We start from the raw sequence: 20561 nt of genomic DNA, 5'->3' as shown, positions 1-20561 counted from the left end.
AAAAAATCGCTCCCCTTATGGAGAGCGATTTTTCTCTAATACATTATTTTAATTTTGACATTGCAATTTCAGCTGCTGCAATCGTCGCCTCAATATCTGCGTCACTATGTGCTGTCGATAAGAATAAACCTTCGAATTGAGATGGCGGTAAGAATACACCTTGTTCTACCATTTCACGATAGTAAGCCGCAAAGAATTCTAAGTTTGAAGATTTTGCTGCATCGTAATTAATAACGGGCTCATCTGTAAAGAAAATACCAATCATAGAACCTGCACGGTTAATATGATGTGGAATGCCATGTTTTTCAGCTGCTTTACGTAATCCAGCTTCCAACATTTCAGCTTTACGCTCAAATTCTACATATGATTCTGGCGTTAACTGTACTAACGTTTCATAACCTGCTGCCATTGCAAGTGGATTACCTGATAAAGTACCAGCTTGGTAAATCGGTCCGCTTGGTGCAACTTGGCGCATAATTTCTGCTTTACCACCGTATGCTCCTACTGGTAAACCACCACCGATTACTTTACCTAAGCATGTTAAATCAGGTGTTACGCCATAATAACCTTGGCCACAATTATAAGCTACTCGGAACCCTGTCATTACTTCATCAAAAATAAGCAATGCACCGTTTTGTTCTGTTACTTCACGAAGACCTTCTAAAAATCCAGGCTGCGGAGGAACAACCCCCATATTTCCTGCTACTGGTTCTACAATTACACAAGCAATATCATCACCGAATTGTTCAAACGCGTATTTTACGCTTTCTAAATCGTTATAAGCTACTGTAATCGTATTTTTCGCTACACCTTCTGGTACACCAGGACTATCTGGTAAACCTAAAGTCGCCACACCAGAACCAGCTTTAATTAATAGCGAATCACCATGACCGTGGTAACAACCAATAAATTTCAAGATTTTATTACGACCTGTATAACCACGAGCTAAACGTAGTGCACTCATTGTTGCTTCCGTTCCAGAGTTAACCATACGCACAATCTCAATTGATGGCACGCGCTCAATAACAAGTTTTGCTAATTTATTTTCAATTTCTGTTGGTGCACCGAAGCTTGTACCTCTTTCAGCAACAGATTTTAACGCTTCTACAACACGATCATTTGCATGACCATGAATTAAAGGCCCCCATGATAATACGTAGTCGATGTATTCATTCCCATCAATATCATATACTTTAGAGCCTTTTCCACGCTCCATAAACAACGGATTCATCCCAACAGATTTAAAAGCACGAACCGGGCTATTTACGCCACCAGGCATTAAGTCTTGTGCCTCTTCAAACGCCGCAATCGATTTATCAAACTTTTTCATTATTTAGCGCCTCCTTCTTGTAACCATTTTGCTGCATCTTTCGCATGATACGTAATAATTAAGTCTGCTCCTGCACGTTTCATACTAATTAATTTTTCAAGAACAACTTCTTTTTCATTAATCCAGCCATTTTGCGCTGCCGCTTTAATCATCGAATATTCACCACTTACATTATAAGCGACAACTGGTAAATTAAAGTTATTTTTCACATCACGAACGATATCTAAGTAAGAAAGAGCTGGTTTTACGATTAAGAAATCTGCACCTTCCATTACATCTGATTCTGCTTCACGGAATGCTTCCATACGGTTTGCCGGATCCATTTGATATGTTTTACGGTCACCAAATTGCGGTGCACCGTGCGCAGCATCACGGAATGGTCCATAAAATGCTGATGAATATTTCACAGCGTACGACATAACTGGCACGTGTCCAAAACCATTTTCGTCTAATGCATGGCGAATTGCTGTTACGAAGCCGTCCATCATGTTTGATGGCGCAATAATGTCCGCTCCTGCTTTCGCTTGACTTACAGCTGTTTTCGCAAGAACTGCAAGAGACTCGTCATTTAAAATAATACCATCTTCAATTACACCGCAATGACCATGGCTTGTAAATTGACATAAACATGTGTCTGCGACTACTACTAGCTCAGGGAAATCACCTTTAATTTGCTGAATAGCACGTTGTACAATTCCATGATCACAATATGCTGATGATCCAACTTCATCCTTTTCAGCAGGTAAACCAAATACAATAACAGAACGAATACCTAAATCAACAACTTCTTGCATTTCAGCTTGCAATAAATCTAAAGAAATTTGATATACGCCTGGCATAGAAGGAACTTCATTACGAACATTTTCACCTTCTAATACAAAAATAGGGTAAATAAAATCTTCCGTATGTAAAAACGTTTCACGCACAAGCGCACGCATGCCCCCGCTTTGTCTTAAACGACGATGACGATTAAATTGTAAAGAGTTCATAGATTTCTATCCCCATTCTTTCATTTTATAGATTCACAAACACATTGTAGTAATGCTTCTACAGTGTACTCTTTCGGCACAATAACAGACGGAAAATAACGACTTGCCTCTTTTTCCGTAATAGGTCCTATACAAGCAATTGTACATTTTTTTGTCCATTCTCTCCAGTTTGCACCCTCAAGTAAACGAACAAAACTAGTAACAGTTGAAGGACTCGTAAATGTAATAATGTCTACTTCTCCTAACTTCAACGCTGCTATAAGCTCTTGCTTTTTTTCTACATTCACTTTCGTACCGTATACGATCAACTCATCTAGAGAAACACCAATTTCACGCAGTTTAACTGGTATTACATCTCTTGCTAAATTGCCTTTTGGAAATAAAATACGTTCGTTTCCATTTAATTCTTTTAGAAACTCTTCGGCAAATGCTTCTGCAACAAATGAATTCGGGACAAAATGAACTTGATAGCCCCTTTTTTCTAACTCTAATTTTGTTTTCACACCTACCGCAGCGATTTTAATGGTTAGTGGTAGTTTCTTTTTTAAACTATCTAGAAAAAAAGCTACACCATTTCTGCTCGTAAAAATAACCCAGTCGTATGAATGTAGCTGCTCTTCAATATGTTGAATTTGCCTATGAGACATACCTTCCATACGCAAAAGCGGAATTTCCAATGGAATTCCGCTCTTTTCTTTCACTGCTACACTCATTTGTTTCGCTTGATGCTGGGCACGTGTAATCAATACCGTTTTTCCAGCGAGAGCGTTCATATTTATTGTTGCTCCTTATTTGCAGCAAGAATGAGTTCTTTGGCGCCTTGTTTAATTAAACGGTCCGCGGCCTCTAATCCTACTTCTTCAGGATTAGTACCCACTACTGTCTCTTTTAATAAAACAGAGCCATCCATAGAGCCGACAAGAGCTGTTAATTCGATTGCATCGTTTTCTGTAAGGGTTGCATATCCAGCGATTGGAACTTGGCATCCACCTTCAAGTTTATGAAGAAATACTCGCTCCGCTGCCACTGTTCTTTCTGTTATCGCATCATTAATATGCGCTAACAATTGCAATAAATCCTTATCATCCTCACGACATTCAATCGCTAATGCACCTTGTCCTACAGCAGGTACACATAACGTTTCATCTAAATGTTCTGTAATAACTTCATCATCCCAGCCCATTCTTTGTAATCCAGCTGTCGCTAAAATAATCGCATCGTAATCTTCTTCTTTTAATTTACGTAAACGTGTATCGATATTCCCGCGAATCCACTTCACTTGTAAATCTGGTCTCGCAGCGAGTAGCTGTGCACTACGTCTTAAACTACTCGTACCTAAAATAGCACCTTCCGCTAACTCTTTAAACGATGCTCCATTTTTTGAGATAAAAGCATCCCGAGGGTCAACACGCTTTGGTGTACAGCCAATCATTAAACCTTCTGGAAGTACAGCCGGCATATCTTTCATACTATGTACAGCCATATCGATTTCTTTCGTAAGTAACGCATGCTCAATTTCTTTAACGAACAAGCCTTTTCCGCCTACTTTTGAAAGAGTAACATCTAAAATAACATCACCTTTTGTGACAATTTCTTTCACTTCAAATTCATATGGTAGACCTAGCGCTTTTAACTGATCAATAAACCAGTTTGTTTGCGTTAATGCTAGTTTACTCTTTCGTGACCCTACAATAATTTTGCGCATAATTCTCTCTCCTCATTATAAATACCAAAAGTGGAAATTGGATAAACTGCTTAATAGAAAAATGTTTACTAGCATTACGAGAAACGATCCGATATTCCACTGTACAATTTTCTTACCTTGCAACACATCTGCCGCTCGTAAATATAAACCTGTGCAATACACAAATAGAACGACAAAAGATCCGATTACTTTCGTATCATACCAATGGAAATTGTCCAATTTTGTATATCCCCATATACACCCCAATAAAATTGCTAGTAAGAAAAATGGAACAGAAAATAAATTTAATCCGTAAGACGTAGATTCAAGCTTCGGTAAATTCCCTAACCTTCTTAATCTCGCATTCCACTTTTTCTTTTTTAATAGGCGATATTGCAGTAAATACATAATAGAAAAAATAAACGATACCGTAAACGTTGCATAAGAAATAATCGCCATTCCAACATGCACGTATACAAGTTCTGAAACTAATTGCTCTGCAAGTACTGGCGACATCTTTCCGAGCGGTGTAAAAATAGAAAAAGCGCTTACGCCAAATGCAACAACATTTGTAAAGAAGACTAAAAAGTCAACGCGCATAAATCGATTTATGACTAACGACATCGTAATCAATAACCAAACATAAAAATAAATCCCTGATAATAAAGTTAAAATGGGATTCGTTTCTGAATCTGTCGCCCTAAGCAACATAAAAATAGACTGCAATACCCATACAATCGAAAGTAACCAAAAAGCAAATCGGTTCGCCTTTCGGTTACTTTGGAAATAATCTATAAAATATAAACTAATGCTACAAGCATATAAAATAATTGCAATATGATAAATAATACTGTTATTTAAAAAACTCATCCGATCATCCTTCCAAATTATAAAGATGGAACGGATGGTGTCCACACTCTTTTATGTTCTACTTCTTCCGCACGACTCTCTACTTCTTCCGTTTCTAAATCAAAAATCTTTGCAAATAACGCTAGTTTTTCGCTCGCTCCCTCTTCAGCAGCTATTTCTTTTGCTACTAAAATTGGGTCTTTTAATAATTGATTAATAATACTTTTCGTATGCTTACTAATAACTTTTTTCTCACGATCACTAAGGTTTGGTATTTTTCGCTCTAGGCTTACCATCGTTTCACTTTGGATTGCAAGTGCCTTATCACGAAGAGCTGCTATTAACGGAACAACACCAAGTGTACTTAACCACGTTTTAAATAGAACAATTTCCTCTTCAATCATAAATTGAATTTTCTCCGCTTCTTTCAAACGCTCAGCACGATTTGCTTCCACTACTCCTTGCAGATCATCAATGTCATATAAGAAAGAACCTTCTAACTCATCAATCGCTGGATCAATATCACGTGGTACTGCAATATCAACCATAAATAAAGGACGACCAGAGCGCATTTTCTCCACCTTTGTCATCATCTCTTTCGTAATGACATACTCTGATGCACCAGTTGAACTAATTAAAATATCTGCTTCTAATAATGCACATTGTAATTCGCTTAACGATTTTGCATGTCCCATATATTTCTCAGCCATTACTTCTGCTTTCGAAAGCGTCCTATTCATAACTGTTACTTTACGAGCACCACTTCCATATAAGTTTTGTAGTGCAAGTTCGCCCATTTTACCAGCACCAAGAATAAGCACGTGACAATCCGTTAACTCGCCAAATATTTTCTTTCCAAGCTCAACAGCAGCATAACTAACAGACATCGCACTTTCACCAATTGTTGTTTCTGAGTGGGCACGTTTTGCTAATGTAATGACTTGCTTAAACAATTCATTAAAAATTGTGCCTGTTGCTTTAACTTGTTGTGCTTCTAAAAAGCTATCTTTTATTTGGCCTAAAATCTGTGTTTCTCCCACTACCATAGAATCTAAACCGCACGTTACGCGGAATAAATGGTCTATTGCACCATCTTGTTCAAAAATAGTTAAATATGGTGCGACTTCTTCTATTTCAAGCTGAAACCAATCAGCTAAAAATTTCTTAATATAATACCGTCCCGTGTGTAATTGATCGACAACAGCATAAATCTCAGTGCGATTACAAGTTGATACAATGACATTCTCTAACACGCTCTTTTGATTTTGTAATGTAGTCATCGCTCGCTCTAGCTCTGCTGCCTGAAATGTGAGTTTCTCACGAAATTCTACAGGGGCTGTTCGATAATTTACACTAACAACAAGAATATGCACGCAGCATGTCCCCCTTCACCCGTTTTATCACTTTATCTACTATCATAATACAACTTTCCTCTTATGAATCTGACAATCGTGTGAACAACCGATTATTTTTTAATTATTCTCCGTATGTAATAAAGGAGATTCAGCAAACTAATAAAAAAACTTCTACTTTATAATGATTATAAATTAATAACTCTATTTGTACGTTACCAAAAAAAGTCCTCATAATCAAGTGATGGAAACTATTCCATATAAATTATAACATCATCTTTCCTATCTTCTTTCATCATGAAGGAAAATATGTATGATTGTTCCAAAATGTAGCAAACACTTTCTCAATACAATGTATTTGACATTTTATTTCTTTTTCGTTATATTTATTTTACAAAATTAAATTGTGCACAACTTAATAAGAAGGGAGTTATGTATGACAGAGGACTCTTTGCATCTAGATAACCAACTTTGTTTTTCTATTTATGCCTGTTCTAGAGAGGTTACTCGTTTTTATCGACCTTATTTAGAAGAGATGGGTATTACGTATCCCCAGTACATTACTTTACTCGTACTATGGGAGCAAGATGGACTAACAGTAAAAGAAATTGGAGAACGTCTATTTTTAGATTCCGGTACGTTAACACCTATGTTAAAACGAATGGAATCATTAACACTTGTAAAACGTGTTCGTTCCAAAGAAGACGAGCGAAAAGTTTGTATTGAATTAACAGAAAAAGGTAAAAATTTAAAGGAAAAGGCTTGTTCATTACCGACAACAATGGCTATAAACTTAGGAATTACAGAGCAAGAATATCGCTCTTTATTAATTCAACTAAATAAACTAATTGAAACAATGAAAACAATTAATGATGGAAAAGGGGAATAAATATGGATAAATTATATACTGCTTCAGTAACAGCAACAGGTGGAAGAAATGGGAAAGTAGTTTCAGATGATGGCATATTAAATCTTGATGTGAAAATGCCGAAAGCACTAGGTGGTGCAGGTGGAGAAGCAACAAATCCAGAACAACTATTTGCAGCTGGTTATGCAGCTTGTTTCGATAGTGCATTACAACTTGTCATTCGTACAAAACGTATGAAAGTAGAAAGTACAGAAGTAACCGCTCACGTTTCTATCGGAAAAGATACAGATGGTGGTTTTGGCCTATCTGCCGTGCTTGATGTACATGTCGCTGGCGTTTCACATAGCGAAGCACAAGAACTTGTAGAAGCGGCTCACGGTGTATGTCCTTACTCTAAAGCAACACGAGGTAATATTGAAGTTACATTAAACGTACGTTAACAGCTTATATAAAGAAAAAAACGCGCGACATTCGTCACGCGTTTTTTGTTTTTGTCATTTTATGAATTGCCTTCCACGCTTCTTCTTTTCCAAGTCCTGTTTCAGAAGAGAATAGAACGATTTCATCGCCAATTTCAACAGCAAGCGTTTCTTTTACAACTTTTAAATGCTTTTGCCATTTCCCTTTCGGGATTTTATCAGCTTTCGTCGCAATAATAATTGTTGGGATTTCATAATGCTTTAAGAAATCATACATCATCACGTCATCACTTGTCGGTTGGTGACGTAAATCAACTACTAATACAGCTGCGTCTAATTGCTTACGCGTTGTAAAGTACGTTTCAATCATTTTCCCCCATGCCGCGCGCTCCGATTTAGACACTTTCGCATATCCATAACCTGGAACGTCAACAAAATGCATCATCTCATTGATCAAGAAAAAGTTCAGCGTTTGCGTTTTTCCTGGTTTAGAAGAAATACGCACTAACTTTTTACGATTTAAAATTTTATTAATAAAGGAAGACTTCCCGACATTTGAACGACCTGCTAATGCAATTTCTGGTAAATCACTGTCTGGATATTGTTCTGGTTTAACAGCACTAATTACAATATCTGCTTTTGTTACTTTCATTGTTTCACTCCTACTAATGCGTGCTCCAATACTTCATCTAAATGAGATGCAAGCACAAACGTAAGGTTTTCTTTTACGCTCTCTGGAATATCATCTAAATCTTTCTCGTTTTCTGCTGGCAAAATAATTTTTGTTAAGCCTGCGCGGTGAGCACTTAATGTTTTTTCTTTTAAGCCACCAATTGGTAATACACGACCACGAAGTGTAATTTCACCTGTCATACCTACTTCTTTACTTACAGGAATACCTGTTAGTGCAGAAATAAGTGCCGTTGCCATCGTAATACCTGCTGACGGTCCATCTTTCGGAACTGCTCCTTCTGGAACATGAATATGAATATCATTTTTCTCATGGAAATTCGGATCAATCTGAAGCTCTTCTGCACGAGAACGTATATAACTAAACGCAGCTTGTGCTGATTCTTTCATAACATCCCCAAGTTTCCCTGTTAAAATTAGTTTCCCTTTTCCTGGCGCTACAGAAACTTCAATTGCAAGTGTATCGCCGCCTGCTGCTGTGTAAGCTAGACCTGTTGCCATACCAACTTGGTCTGTTTTTTCAGCTTGCCCATAACGGAATATGTGTTTACCAAGTAAATCAACAATCTTTTTCTCTGTCACAACGATACGTTTACGTTCTGCTGTAACGATAATTTTCGCTACTTTACGGCAAACTTTTGCAATTTGGCGTTCTAGCGTACGAACACCAGCCTCACGTGTATAATAACGAATAATTTCAAGAAGCGCTTCATCACGTACTTGTAAATTACCTTTTCGTAAGCCATGCTCTTTTAATTGTTTCGGCAATAAATGCTCACGAGCAATGTGTACTTTTTCAAGTTCTGTATAGCCAGCAATCGAAATGATTTCCATACGGTCAAGTAATGGACCTGGAATACTTGAAAGTGTATTAGCAGTTGCTACAAACATAACTTTCGATAGATCATATGGTTCTTCAATGTAATGATCACTGAAGTTATGGTTTTGTTCTGGATCTAATACTTCAAGTAATGCTGCTGATGGATCTCCACGGAAATCGTTAGACATTTTATCAATCTCATCTAATAAGAAGACTGGATTAACTGTTTTCGCCTTTTTCATACCTTGAATAATGCGTCCTGGCATTGCTCCAACATATGTACGGCGGTGACCACGAATTTCAGATTCATCACGCACACCACCAAGAGATACACGGACAAAGTTACGATTCAATGATGTTGCAATTGAACGCGCTAACGAAGTTTTTCCGACCCCAGGAGGGCCTACTAAACAAAGGATAGGTCCTTTTAATGAATTCGTTAACTTCTGTACAGCTAAATATTCAAGTACACGCTCTTTCACTTTTTCAAGACCGTAATGATCGTTATTTAAAATCTCTTCCGAATGAGCAAGATCAATTATATCTTCTGTTGCCTCTGTCCACGGAAGCGCTAATAACCAATCAATATAATTGCGAATAACACCACTCTCCGCAGAACTTGCTGGTAACTTTTCATAACGATCTAATTCTTTCAGCGCAGCCTTCATTGTTTCTTCAGGCATTCCTGACTGTTCAATTTTTTCACGAAGTTCTTCTACTTCTCCACCCTTACCTTCTTTGTCGCCAAGTTCAGTTTGAATCGCCTTCATTTGCTCACGTAAGAAATATTCTTTTTGCGTGCGCTCCATTGAACGTTTCACTTGTTGCCCAATTTTCTTTTCTAGGCTAAGTAACTCTTGTTCATCTTGAATAATTGAAATAAGTGTATGTAATCGTTCTTTTACAGATACAATCTCTAGAATCTCTTGTTTCTGCTTCGTTTTAATCGGCAAGTGAGAAGCAATTAAATCAGCTAATCTCCCTGGTTCCTCTACATCAGCTACCGTTGCAAATGTTTCATTTGAAACTTTTTTCGAAACTTTAATATATTGTTCGAAATGCTCCAGTAACGTACGCATAAGAGCTTTCTCTTCTAAATCATCTTCTACTTCTTCAGTTACCGTTTTAATAGACACTTGTACTACATTTTCTTCTTCGATAAACTCTATTACTTCTGCTCTATGTAAACCTTCCACAAGGACACGAAGCGTACCGTTCGGCAATTTTAGCATTTGCTTTACTTTCGCCACTGTACCTACACTATATATGTCATCTTCTTTCGGATCATCGATATTCATTTCTTTTTGCATTGCTAAAAAGATGATATTTTCATCCATTGCCGCCTGCTCTAGTGCTTGTATCGATTTATCACGTCCTACATCAAGATGCAAAACCATCGTTGGATATACGAGAACGCCTCTTAATGGTAGGAGGGGCACGATTCTTTCGTTCGTATTCATACTAGACATAGCACCTCCATAATAAATTAAACTCCTGTTCAACTATTTTATATTACAATACACCTAGATGCAATTGCTGAGATTCCTCGCAATTGTAAATAGCTTGTTTTTCTACCTCACGAAAAGAAAAAAGACTCCGATTAAGCATACAAACTTAAACGAAGTCTGGCAAATTTTATTATTGTTTATTTTTACATAGATTGTGCATCTGTTTCGTCTACGTTAGTATGTACATCTAGCTCTCTATGCATATTTTCTTGCATAAACGTTAACTCAAATACTTCTTTTAATTTACGGACAGGAATAATTTCGATTCCCTTTATCGTATACAAAAATGGTTGCATATTTTCAGCAGGAATAATGACTTTCTTAGCTCCCGCTTTTTTCGCAGCTTTTATTTTTGCGTACACGCCACCAATAGGCTTTACTTCTCCGTGTATACTTATTTCACCTGTCATCGCTACTTCATTATTTACATATGTGCTATGCACCGCAGAATATACACCTGTTGCCATAGCGATTCCTGCAGAAGGTCCATCAATTGGGATACCACCTGGAAAATTAATATGTATATCGTATCCTTCTGGCAACACATCTAAAGAACGAAGTACTGTTAATACATTATCAACAGAGCCTTTTGCCATACTTTTACGGCGAATCGATTTCGTTTGACTACCAATACTTTCTTCTTCTACAATTCCGGTAACATTTACCGATCCTTTATCTTTCGCCGGAATTGCTGTTACTTCAATTTCTAATAACGCACCTGTATTTGGTCCGTATACAGCAAGACCATTTACAAGACCAATCCTTGGAATCGGATAAATGTGCTTTTCGTATTTCGGCGTAAGCTGACTTGAGTGAACAACCCACTCTATATCTTCATCTTTAATAAAAGAACGTTCTTCATTTATCGCCATACCAGCAGAAATTTGTACGAGATTAATCGCCTCTCGTCCATTTCTTGCATGCATCCCAATCATTTCAATACCATTTTCACCTATTTGCATTTCCACTTTTTCCGCGGCGTTTTTCGCTACTTTTTGAATCTCTTCCGTATCTAATTCACGGAAAAATACTTCTAAGCAACGTGACCGAATAGCAGGAGGAATTTCCTCTGGCGAACGTGTCGTTGCTCCAACTAAGCGAAAATCTGCCGGTAAGCCTTTTTGGAAAATATCATGTATATATGTTGGGATCATCGTATTTTCTTCACTATAGTACGCACTTTCTAAAAATACTTTTCGATCTTCTAACACCTTTAACATTTTGTTCATTTGAATCGGATGGAGTTCGCCAATCTCATCAATAAACAAAATACCACCATGCGCATCTGTTACAGCACCTTTTTTCGGTTGCGGAATACCTGCTTGCCCCATCGCCCCAGCACCTTGATAAATCGGATCATGCACCGAACCAATTAAAGGGTCTGCGATACCACGTTCATCAAACCGAGCTGTCGTCGCATCAAGTTCAATAAATGTTGCATTCGTACGAAATGGAGATTTAGGATTTCGTTTCGCTTCTTCTAATACAAGACGTGCTGCCGCTGTTTTCCCAACACCTGGCGGGCCATATATGATTACATGTTGCGGATTCGGACCACAAAGAGCCGCTTTTAAGGACTTAATCCCGTCCTCTTGCCCTACAATATCTAAAAAGGTTGTAGGACGCACCTTTTCTGCTAGCGGCTCTGTTAAAGAAATCTCACGCATTTTACGAAGCTGTTCTAATTCTTTTTTCGATTCTCGATCAATTGAAACTTTTTGTGTTCGTTGATTTCGAAGTAAATGCCAGAAATATAATCCGACAATTACACCAAAAACAAGTTGAACAACTAAAAATATATTTGTCCAGCTCATTATTTATTTCCTCCCGCAATATTTTATCTCTTAGTATTTCCGCGGAGGAACGTAGCTAAACATAAAGAAAAACAGCAATTATAAAAATTGCTGTTTCCCTTTCGCATTATGCAGATGTTTTTGTATCAAGTACAGTACCGTCTTGTAACACCAATTTTGGCGGTTCATTATCAGCTACTGTTTCTTTTGTAAGAATACACTTCTCGATATCTTTACGAGATGGAAGTTCGAACATTACATCAAGCATTAAGCCTTCAATAATAGAACGAAGTCCACGAGCACCCGTTTTACGTTCAATTGCTTTTTTCGCAATTTCGATTAGTGCACCTTCTTCAAACTCTAACTCAACATCGTCAAGCTCCAATAGTTTTTGGAATTGCTTAACAAGTGCATTTTTCGGTTTCGTTAAAATATCAACAAGAGCATCTTCATCAAGTGGCTCTAGGTTCGCAATAACTGGAAGACGACCGATAAACTCTGGAATTAAACCAAATCTTAAAAGATCCTCTGGTAATACGTGAGATAAAACATGCTTCTCATTTACATCAGCATTTTTCTTCTCAGAACCAAATCCAATTACTTTCTCACCAAGGCGACGTTTAATAATCGGCTCAATGCCATCAAACGCTCCACCACAAATGAATAAGATGTTCGTTGTATCAATTTGAATAAACTCTTGGTGCGGATGCTTACGACCACCTTGAGGTGGAACGCTTGCTACAGTACCTTCTAAAATTTTCAGAAGTGCCTGCTGCACACCTTCACCAGATACATCACGTGTAATTGATGGATTTTCGGACTTACGTGCCACTTTATCAATCTCATCAATATAAATGATTCCTTTTTCCGCTTTCTCTACATCATAATCAGCTGCTTGAATTAATTTTAGTAAGATATTTTCTACATCTTCCCCAACATATCCAGCTTCTGTTAAAGATGTTGCGTCCGCAATTGCAAATGGAACATTTAGAATACGCGCTAACGTTTGTGCAAGTAATGTTTTACCACTACCTGTTGGCCCGATAAGTGCGATATTACTCTTCGCTAATTCTACATCATCAATTTTGCTGTTAGAATTAATGCGTTTGTAATGGTTATATACCGCTACCGCTAGTGCTTTTTTCGCGCTATCTTGCCCGATGACATACTCATCTAAGATTTCACGAATTTCTACCGGTTTCGGTACATCTTTGAATTCTACTTCTTCGTCCTTCGCAAGCTCCTCTTGTACAATTTCAGTACAAAGTTCGATACACTCGTCACAAATGTAAACACCTGGACCTGCTACTAACTTTCGAACTTGCGTTTGTGTTTTACCACAGAAAGAACATTTTAATTGCCCTTTTTCATCATTAAATTTAAACATATTTTCACACCCCTTACAAAGTGCTAACCTCTTGCCTTCGTATGTACACGATAAATGTATCGTATGTAAATACATATTATGTCACTACGTGGCGAGAAATACAAATAATATGACTAGTTATGTACAAATAAAAAAATTTTAAAACTTTTGAAATATGTATATTCGACTTGTAAAGGAACTTTTCCTTCTCCATCGAAAAGTTTTATAAATATATTTCTATATTTATAAAACAAGGCACGATTAAAATCGTGCCTTGTTATTTTATTATGCAGCGTTTTCTACTAAGAAGTCTACAGCTTTACGCACTTTAAGATCTTCAGCTAAAGCGTCTACGCTTCCAAGAGCTTGCTTGATAGCGTCTACTGGCATACCGTACATTTCAGCCATTTTTTCAACTTCTGCAGTTACTTCTTCTTCAGTAACTTCGATGTTTTCAGCTTCAATGATAGCTTCAAGAACAAGATTGATTCTTACACGTTTTTGTGCATCTTCTTTCATTTGCTCTTTTAATTTGTCAGCGTCAGTACCTGTGAATTGGTAGTAAAGCTCAAGGTTCATACCTTGTTGGCTTAAACGTTGCTCGAATTCACGAACCATACGATCTAACTCAGTGTTGATCATAGCTTCTGGAATTTCGATTTCAGCGTTAGCAGCAGCTAATTCTACTACTTCGTCACGTACTTTGTGCTCAGCTTCGTGCTTTTTGCCTTCTTCTAAGTTTGTGCGAAGTTTTGCTTTTAATTCATCAAGAGTTGCAACCGCTTCGTCTGCTTCTTTAGCGAACTCGTCGTTTAACTCAGGAAGTTCTTTTGTTTTGATTTCGTGAATTGTTACTTTGAATGTTGCTGGTTTGCCAGCTAATTCAGCAGCATGGTACTCTTCTGGGAATGATACTTCAACGTCTTTAGACTCACCAGATTTAAGACCGATTACTTGCTCTTCGAAACCTGGGATGAATGTACCAGAACCGATTGCTAGAGAGTAGTTTTCGCCTTTTCCGCCTTCAAATGCTTCGCCATCAACGAAACCTTCGAAGTCGATTACAGCTGTATCACCGTTTTCAACAGTTCCTTCTTCTTTAACAACTAGTTCAGCTTGACGCTCTTGTAAAGATTTTAATTCGTTCTCTACATCTTCGTCAGTTACAGTTGTTTCAACTTTTTCTACTGCTAAACCTTTGTACTCACCTAATTTAACTTCAGGTTTCACTGTAACTTTTGCAGTGAAGATAAGGTTAGCATTTTTTTCGAACTTCTCGATGTCGATTTCAGGATGATCAACTGGGAAGATACCAGCTTCTTCGATCGCTTCACCGTATGCTTTTGGTAAAATGATATCTAAAGCATCTTGGTATAAAGATTCAATACCAAAGCGTTGTTCGAATAATGGACGAGGCATTTTTCCTTTACGGAAACCTGGTACGTTAATTGTTTTTACTACTTTTTTGAACGCAGCGTCGATAGAGTTGTTTACTTCTTTAGCATCAACTTCGATTGTTAAAACGCCAACGTTACCTTCTAATTTTTCCCATTTTGTAGACATTTATTCTTTCCCTCCAACTATAATAATGTATGCACATACCTCTATAGATTAAGATCTTCATTATCTCTTTTTTGAAATAACAAATACACAAATAACCCTCTAGCAAAAGCTTTCAGATATAATGTTCCAATCTACTAATTGCCCAGAAGACAACTACGGTATATTTTGTTCGAGAATAATATGAAACATATTAAGTAAGAGAATTACACTTCTCTTCTCTTACAAACAGGCAGATTTCTGCCTTTTGCAACCCTTACATTATAACATAGAATATGCTCGTTTCAAGAACTGAACGATTCTTTTTCATAATTATACGGGCAAATATCCTTCTCTTTCAACACGTAATAACCATTGATAGGCAATATGAAACTCTTCCAATTCGATATTATATGCTGCCATAAGCTCTTCTTCATCTATAGCCAATCCGAAACGCTTTCTTCCAATTCTCTCTAAAACAGCTGACCAAATCTCTTCTTTATCCATTAATAGAGCGAATGGGAAAACGCTAATTTGCAACTCTTTCCAATATGTAACCATTGCTTCAAATATATCGGGATAATTTTGCTCTAATCGGCTTGATAATTTATGTATAATGTTATTGGATTGCTCCTCATTATGACCTGTAAATGCTGGAATCACCTTAATCGTATTTCCAAACTTTTCTACTTCTATTTCTTCTTCTACCTGACTTTCTATCATTTTATACAAAATAGAAGTTTTCAAATAGGGGTGCTGCTCTTCGTCTATTAAAAATTTCTTTAAAACAGGTAATGCAAGATCTAAGTCTTTTAACGAAAGTCGCTGAATCGCTCTTAGCTTCTGTCCAAAGTTTTCTCCAAAAATTTCATTAGTAAACTCATCCAATTCAAAATTTGAATCCACTAGCGATGCGTCTCCCTCATTTAGCATACCTTCTGCAAATAAAGCAAGCTGCGCTAATTTTTCCTTTTGATCAGGCATTATATCTTTCGTTTGTAAAACCTTTTCAACAGTTTCAATAACACCTTCATAATCATTTGTTTGAACTAAAATAGTTACGTACGTTTCAAGAATATCACCAAATAAGACAACTCCTGTTTTAAGCAACTGTTCACATTTGTCTTTCGCTTCTTCCATACGTTTTAATTCGAGTAAACAAATAACTGAAGCTAATTCCGTTTGTTCCGTTTCCGCATTATACTGACGTAATATTTCAAAGCAACGCAATGCATCTTCGAATTCCCGCTCTTTCAGCGCTAAAAAACCTTCATCAATATAGCGCTCTGATAGTTGTGGAAACAATACGACCGTATTTTCTTTTTTATCCATACGTCCGCCTCTTTTTCTTGATTTTAATTATGTTCAAAGTAAATATATCAAATGCGTAATGAGAACACAACATCCCTAAACTACTTGTTTGAAATATGAAAATATTTAATTTTTACATTCCAATACGAATAAATCTCTACTAAAAATTAAAATTGTACAAATAAAAATCCCCAGCAACAAGCGCAGAGGATTCATCATTAATGGAAAGCTTTTATAATTGTGGGGTATATTACAAGGGTAATAATTTGGAGAACAATAATTGCCATAACAATCATGCTAAAATAGAAGATTGGTTTACTTCGCTTCATTAAAAACATAATAATAAGCATCGTACAAGCAAACAAACTTAAGAAGAACAAACTTGTTGTCGAACTAAGTATACCACTTGGGACAAAGAACAATAACACTACACTACAAGTACCTATAATTCCAAATAACCATTCCATTCATTCACTCATTCCCTTTCCCTCTCATGGCTGTTTTCTCTAAGCGATCAAATGTTTCACAACATCAACTACATACGTTAATTTCTCATACGCTACAAATCCAAAAGCAACCGTTAAGCCCGTTACAACTAATCCTTTCATCATTTCTTCCTCCTCGTTTTATCGTTGTTATCTTCATTATAAAAGATTAGCAATTTCTTACCATCGAACTACCTTACAGTTACCTTACAGAATTGTAAGATTTCAAAGAGAGATTGAAAAACACCTCATATCGCTTAAGGTGCTTTCACGGAATTTCTCTATAATCACTTGTAAAATCAACTTTTTTCTTTTAGTTATTTTTGAACGAATCGACTCTTAAACTAATAGATTTACTAAATAATTTAGAATCAAAATAATTATTCGTTACTTTTCTTAACTTACTTTCAGATATTTTCGTATTACAAGAAAACAACTGGTGAAAATCGTGTTAATATATTTTTGTACAATTAAGAATTTAATTTACAAGGGGGATTATATATGTTTAAAAAAATGGCGGCAGATGTATTAGGACTAAGCGATGTAGGTTCTGTCATTACGCCGAAAGACTATGATAAGGTTGATGCTGATGATTATGTGATGCATGAAGATGGGGAGAAAATTTACTTTCTAATTAAATCCAAATCAGATGAATATTGCTTCACAAACAAAGGGTTAATTCACTTAGACGGTACAAGTGCAACAAGTAAAAAACGTACACTACGCCGCTTTAGTTATAGCAAATATCAAATTAAAAACGTAGCACTTGAAACTGCAGGAACGATTGATTTAGATGTAGAAATTAAGTTTCAAATGGGCGATGAACATTACTCAATTGATGTTCATAAAAAACATATTGAAGAATTAAAAGATTTATATAAGGCTTTACTTAAAATCGAAGAAATTTCATACGACAACGATATTACATTACAATATGCACATAAAAGTTTAGATATGGCATCTAATGCCTTTAGCCGCATTTCAAACGCACAAGTAAATTTAGCAGAGCAATTTAAAGAAATGAACGAGATTGCCTTTAACTGGCTTGTTGATACGAAGAAACAATATAATGTGAAAGATTATGGTTTTGTCTTTGACAAGTTTATTAACAACTAATTTAAAATACACAAAAAACCTTGTTATCAAAAGATAACAAGGTTTTCTTAGCGTCCCAGGAGAGATTCGAACTCCCGCTCCGCCCATTTCCGTACTATTTTATATATTTGGATCGCAGTCTTAATATATCTTCTCCTTCGCGAATGCCTGCCGATCCCTTCCTCACATTTTTTACGACAGTCCAATTCGGGTTAGTTTCATCACCAATGTTCTGTACTGTAAAGTTGCCGTCACCATATTTTCGGTGACCTTCTGCCAATTTCTCCGTTAAATCATTCTCATTTGATCTCGCCATCTTTGCGCCATCTCCCTTTTTTATACGACCTTCTTAAACCCTCTAACCAATCACAGGTCCAGTCAATTGGAGATTCTCGTTTTCCGCTTCTATTAATTGTAACACACTGCCGGGGATAAGTTCCGATAACTGCTGCTCAATCGTACTAGAATGGTAAAAGTTTTAGAACATTCTAAGTAAAAAATTAGGATAATACGGATATGGATTTGAGTTCCATCATAAGCCTATTGATTCTTTAAATTAAATACTATGAGGAACAGGGCGCATAAACGGCGCTCCTTTTATTTAAGAAAAAGAATTACATATACAACTGCTTAATATCGAAGGAACGGTTACAGATATTAAGAATGAGCTACAATTATAACCCAAACTAGACGCGAAACTTATAAGTAATCACTTCTTGTGAAAATATTATAGGAGAAGCAGGGATGGTATGGTACAAATAAAAGTAACACCTGAACGTCTAGAGCAAGTAGCCAAGACGGTAAAGAACGTACGGTACACCTTAGAACAAATACATAATGATTTATACAATCAAACAGAACATATTGCCGCAAACTGGGCAGGAGCAACTAGCCAACATTTCTATCAAATGTTTAACGAAGCTAAACCAAAAATGTTCACAATTTTAATGGAATTCGATAAAATAGCTACCGAATTAGAAAGAGTTGCGGAAAAATTCCGCACGGCAGATGCTGAGTACGACGGCAATCTAGTTGAAAGTGAGATTATAGCTAATACTCCTTCTTCAGAAAATAACAACACATCACCTGGTGCATCTTCTTCGAAAAAAGATGGTGAAAGTTTAGAGAAAGTTACTAGAGACCTAGTGGGCGAGTTATCGGGAGAATACGATGTACGACGTGTTATAGAAGGTGTTGATCCCGATACTGGCGAAAAACTTTCATGGTGGGAACGCACTGGTGCTGGTGTCATGGTTTTTGCGGGGCTTACGCCTGTTGGTAAGGGAATAAAAGTAGTCAAAGGCGCAAAAAAAGTTTCCAATGCAATAGATGCAGCAGCCACACTAGAAAAACAACGGAAAACTTTAAAAGCTAATAGCTTAGCAGGTAAAGAATACGAAACAAAAATGTTCGAGGTTATAAAACAACAAAAACCTAAATCTGAATTGAATGAACAAATAACCGTACAAACAAAATCGGGCGTACGCACTCGTATAGATATAGGAGGCAAGGACGCAAATGGCAAGATTGACTTAGTAGAGTTAAAATCTTCACCTACTGCACCTCTTACTAAAAATCAGAAAAAAGCCTTCCCTGAAATTGCGGAATCAGGTGCAATAGTTAAAAGTAGGAACAAACCACCATTTGAACATTTAGAAGAGATCCCACCAACGAAAATAAATGTAATAAGAAAAGAAGAATAAGGAGGCTTTTATATGGCATTACATGATACGGATCAAGTCGATTTAGTTTTAATAGATGAGGATAATAAAGATAATGTATACTTAACAATCTTTGATGCTTTAGAGTGGAATAAAAGCGAAGAACTTGACGATGAACACATTTTACTTTTACAAGACAAAATCAATACATATTTAGGATTCATTGAAAGTGATGAAATCTACGAAAAAGTTCCAAGTACAATAGGAAGAACACATTTCATTATACAAGTGTATTCGCAGAATGAACCTAGTTTTTACGGGAAAAAGTTTTATAATATTGTAAGTGAACAATTAGGAGAATCTGGATATGGATTTGAGTTCCATCATAAACCTATTGATTCTTTAAATTAAATAAGAGAAATAGGGCGCATAAATGGCGCTCTTTTCTTAATGTACTTCCATCCATAATAAATAATAATTATCATATATTGCGTTATATTTTACACCTCTTGCACATACATCAATTTATAGACAAACAAAAAACCTTGTTATCAAAAGATAACAAGGTTTTTTTAGCGTCCCAGGAGAGATTCGAACTCCCGACCGTACGCTTAGAAGGCGTATGCTCTATCCGGCTGAGCTACTGGGACATGGAGCGGGTGAAGAGAATCGAACTCTCGACCAGAGCTTGGAAGGCTCTTGTTTTACCACTAAACTACACCCGCATATGTTATTTTCTTTTCTTTTCTTCGTTAGCGCCGTTGCCCTATCGACAATATTTATTATATGTATAACCACACAT

General features: G+C 36.7%; 19 protein-coding genes and 2 tRNA genes. 5 read left to right on the top strand and 16 right to left on the bottom strand.

Annotated features, from left to right (window positions below; all coding sequences use genetic code 11):
• Positions 1 to 43: 43 nt before the first annotated feature.
• From hemL to hemA, 6 genes are read right to left on the bottom strand one after another with little or no spacing between them, the layout of a single operon-like run.
• The gene (hemL, locus tag H6481_RS21890; RefSeq protein WP_000712942.1) at positions 44 to 1330 is read right to left on the bottom strand and encodes a glutamate-1-semialdehyde 2,1-aminomutase; all 1287 of its coding nucleotides are present in this window, start codon (positions 1328 to 1330) and stop codon (positions 44 to 46) included.
• Complete coding sequence (gene hemB, locus H6481_RS21885) at positions 1330 to 2319, bottom strand: porphobilinogen synthase (RefSeq protein ID WP_001087056.1); 990 nt, start codon at positions 2317 to 2319, stop codon at positions 1330 to 1332. The genes hemL and hemB overlap by 1 nt, the downstream gene beginning before the upstream one ends.
• 20 nt (positions 2320 to 2339) lie before the next feature.
• Positions 2340 to 3092, bottom strand: a complete 753-nt coding sequence (gene hemD / locus H6481_RS21880) for a uroporphyrinogen-III synthase (RefSeq protein WP_053563601.1) — start codon at positions 3090 to 3092, stop codon at positions 2340 to 2342.
• Positions 3093 to 3094: 2 nt separating this feature from the next.
• Positions 3095 to 4024, bottom strand: a complete 930-nt coding sequence (gene hemC, locus H6481_RS21875) for a hydroxymethylbilane synthase (protein WP_016080168.1) — start codon at positions 4022 to 4024, stop codon at positions 3095 to 3097.
• A 15-nt stretch (positions 4025 to 4039) separates the two neighbouring features.
• Positions 4040 to 4873 (bottom strand): cytochrome c biogenesis protein CcsA, encoded by an 834-nt coding sequence (ccsA, locus tag H6481_RS21870; protein WP_000009005.1) that lies wholly within the window; start codon positions 4871 to 4873, stop codon positions 4040 to 4042.
• Positions 4874 to 4890: 17 nt separating this feature from the next.
• A complete protein-coding gene (gene hemA, locus H6481_RS21865; RefSeq protein ID WP_000547865.1) occupies positions 4891 to 6225 on the bottom strand; it encodes a glutamyl-tRNA reductase in 1335 nt (444 codons plus the stop codon).
• A 415-nt stretch (positions 6226 to 6640) separates the two neighbouring features.
• Here hemA and H6481_RS21860 point away from each other — a divergent pair, with 415 nt between their 5' ends.
• Together H6481_RS21860 and H6481_RS21855 are read left to right on the top strand one after the other, a co-directional pair.
• Positions 6641 to 7093, top strand: coding sequence for a MarR family transcriptional regulator (locus H6481_RS21860; protein WP_182813216.1), 453 nt, complete (start codon positions 6641 to 6643; stop codon positions 7091 to 7093).
• Between the two features lie 2 nt (positions 7094 to 7095).
• On the top strand, positions 7096 to 7512 hold the full coding sequence (locus H6481_RS21855; protein ID WP_000359774.1) for an organic hydroperoxide resistance protein: 417 nt from the start codon (positions 7096 to 7098) through the stop codon (positions 7510 to 7512).
• 34 nt (positions 7513 to 7546) lie between these two features.
• Here the strand turns inward: H6481_RS21855 and ysxC are convergent, their stop codons facing one another.
• From ysxC to H6481_RS21820, 7 genes are all read right to left on the bottom strand, one after another.
• Positions 7547 to 8143, bottom strand: a complete 597-nt coding sequence (gene ysxC / locus H6481_RS21850; RefSeq protein ID WP_000869118.1) for a ribosome biogenesis GTP-binding protein YsxC — start codon at positions 8141 to 8143, stop codon at positions 7547 to 7549.
• Complete coding sequence (gene lon / locus H6481_RS21845; protein WP_000097288.1) at positions 8140 to 10470, bottom strand: endopeptidase La; 2331 nt, start codon at positions 10468 to 10470, stop codon at positions 8140 to 8142. Before lon ends, ysxC begins: the two co-directional genes overlap by 4 nt.
• A 182-nt stretch (positions 10471 to 10652) precedes the next feature.
• Complete coding sequence (gene lonB / locus H6481_RS21840) at positions 10653 to 12323, bottom strand: ATP-dependent protease LonB (RefSeq protein ID WP_182813215.1); 1671 nt, start codon at positions 12321 to 12323, stop codon at positions 10653 to 10655.
• Positions 12324 to 12429: 106 nt separating this feature from the next.
• On the bottom strand, positions 12430 to 13689 hold the full coding sequence (gene clpX / locus H6481_RS21835; RefSeq protein WP_000472289.1) for an ATP-dependent protease ATP-binding subunit ClpX: 1260 nt from the start codon (positions 13687 to 13689) through the stop codon (positions 12430 to 12432).
• Between the two features lie 264 nt (positions 13690 to 13953).
• Positions 13954 to 15231: a trigger factor gene (gene tig, locus H6481_RS21830; RefSeq protein WP_000105215.1), complete on the bottom strand. Its 1278-nt coding sequence runs from the start codon at positions 15229 to 15231 to the stop codon at positions 13954 to 13956.
• Between the two features lie 309 nt (positions 15232 to 15540).
• Positions 15541 to 16539 carry a hypothetical protein gene (locus H6481_RS21825; RefSeq protein ID WP_000358255.1) on the bottom strand — a complete coding sequence of 333 codons (999 nt, stop codon included), beginning with the start codon at positions 16537 to 16539 and terminating at the stop codon, positions 15541 to 15543.
• Between the two features lie 197 nt (positions 16540 to 16736).
• Entirely contained in the window at positions 16737 to 16985 is a 249-nt protein-coding gene (locus H6481_RS21820; RefSeq protein ID WP_001983650.1) for a hypothetical protein, read from the bottom strand.
• A 519-nt stretch (positions 16986 to 17504) separates the two neighbouring features.
• Between H6481_RS21820 and H6481_RS21815 the strand changes: the two genes are divergently transcribed.
• Complete coding sequence (locus H6481_RS21815) at positions 17505 to 18119, top strand: PH domain-containing protein (protein ID WP_000473868.1); 615 nt, start codon at positions 17505 to 17507, stop codon at positions 18117 to 18119.
• A 94-nt stretch (positions 18120 to 18213) separates the two neighbouring features.
• Here H6481_RS21815 and H6481_RS21810 read toward each other — a convergent pair whose 3' ends face one another.
• Positions 18214 to 18414, bottom strand: coding sequence for a hypothetical protein (locus H6481_RS21810; RefSeq protein ID WP_000124460.1), 201 nt, complete (start codon positions 18412 to 18414; stop codon positions 18214 to 18216).
• A 433-nt stretch (positions 18415 to 18847) separates the two neighbouring features.
• Between H6481_RS21810 and H6481_RS21805 the strand changes: the two genes are divergently transcribed.
• Both H6481_RS21805 and H6481_RS21800 read left to right on the top strand, forming a co-directional pair.
• On the top strand, positions 18848 to 19801 hold the full coding sequence (locus H6481_RS21805; RefSeq protein ID WP_182813213.1) for a WXG100 family type VII secretion target: 954 nt from the start codon (positions 18848 to 18850) through the stop codon (positions 19799 to 19801).
• A gap of 12 nt (positions 19802 to 19813) precedes the next feature.
• Positions 19814 to 20170: a DUF6572 domain-containing protein gene (locus H6481_RS21800; RefSeq protein ID WP_001173693.1), complete on the top strand. Its 357-nt coding sequence runs from the start codon at positions 19814 to 19816 to the stop codon at positions 20168 to 20170.
• A gap of 165 nt (positions 20171 to 20335) precedes the next feature.
• Here H6481_RS21800 and H6481_RS21795 read toward each other — a convergent pair.
• Positions 20336 to 20409, bottom strand: a tRNA-Arg gene (locus H6481_RS21795).
• A 1-nt stretch (position 20410) separates the two neighbouring features.
• Positions 20411 to 20484: transfer RNA gene (locus H6481_RS21790), tRNA-Gly, on the bottom strand.
• Between the last annotated feature and the right edge of the window lie 77 nt (positions 20485 to 20561).

Origin of the sequence: Bacillus sp. ME78, assembly GCF_903970865.1 — a bacterium.
GTDB classification, from domain to species: domain Bacteria; phylum Bacillota; class Bacilli; order Bacillales; family Bacillaceae_G; genus Bacillus_A; species Bacillus_A cereus.
Note: the sequence above shows the minus strand (reverse complement) of the source record. Positions and strands in the feature narration are given on the sequence as shown.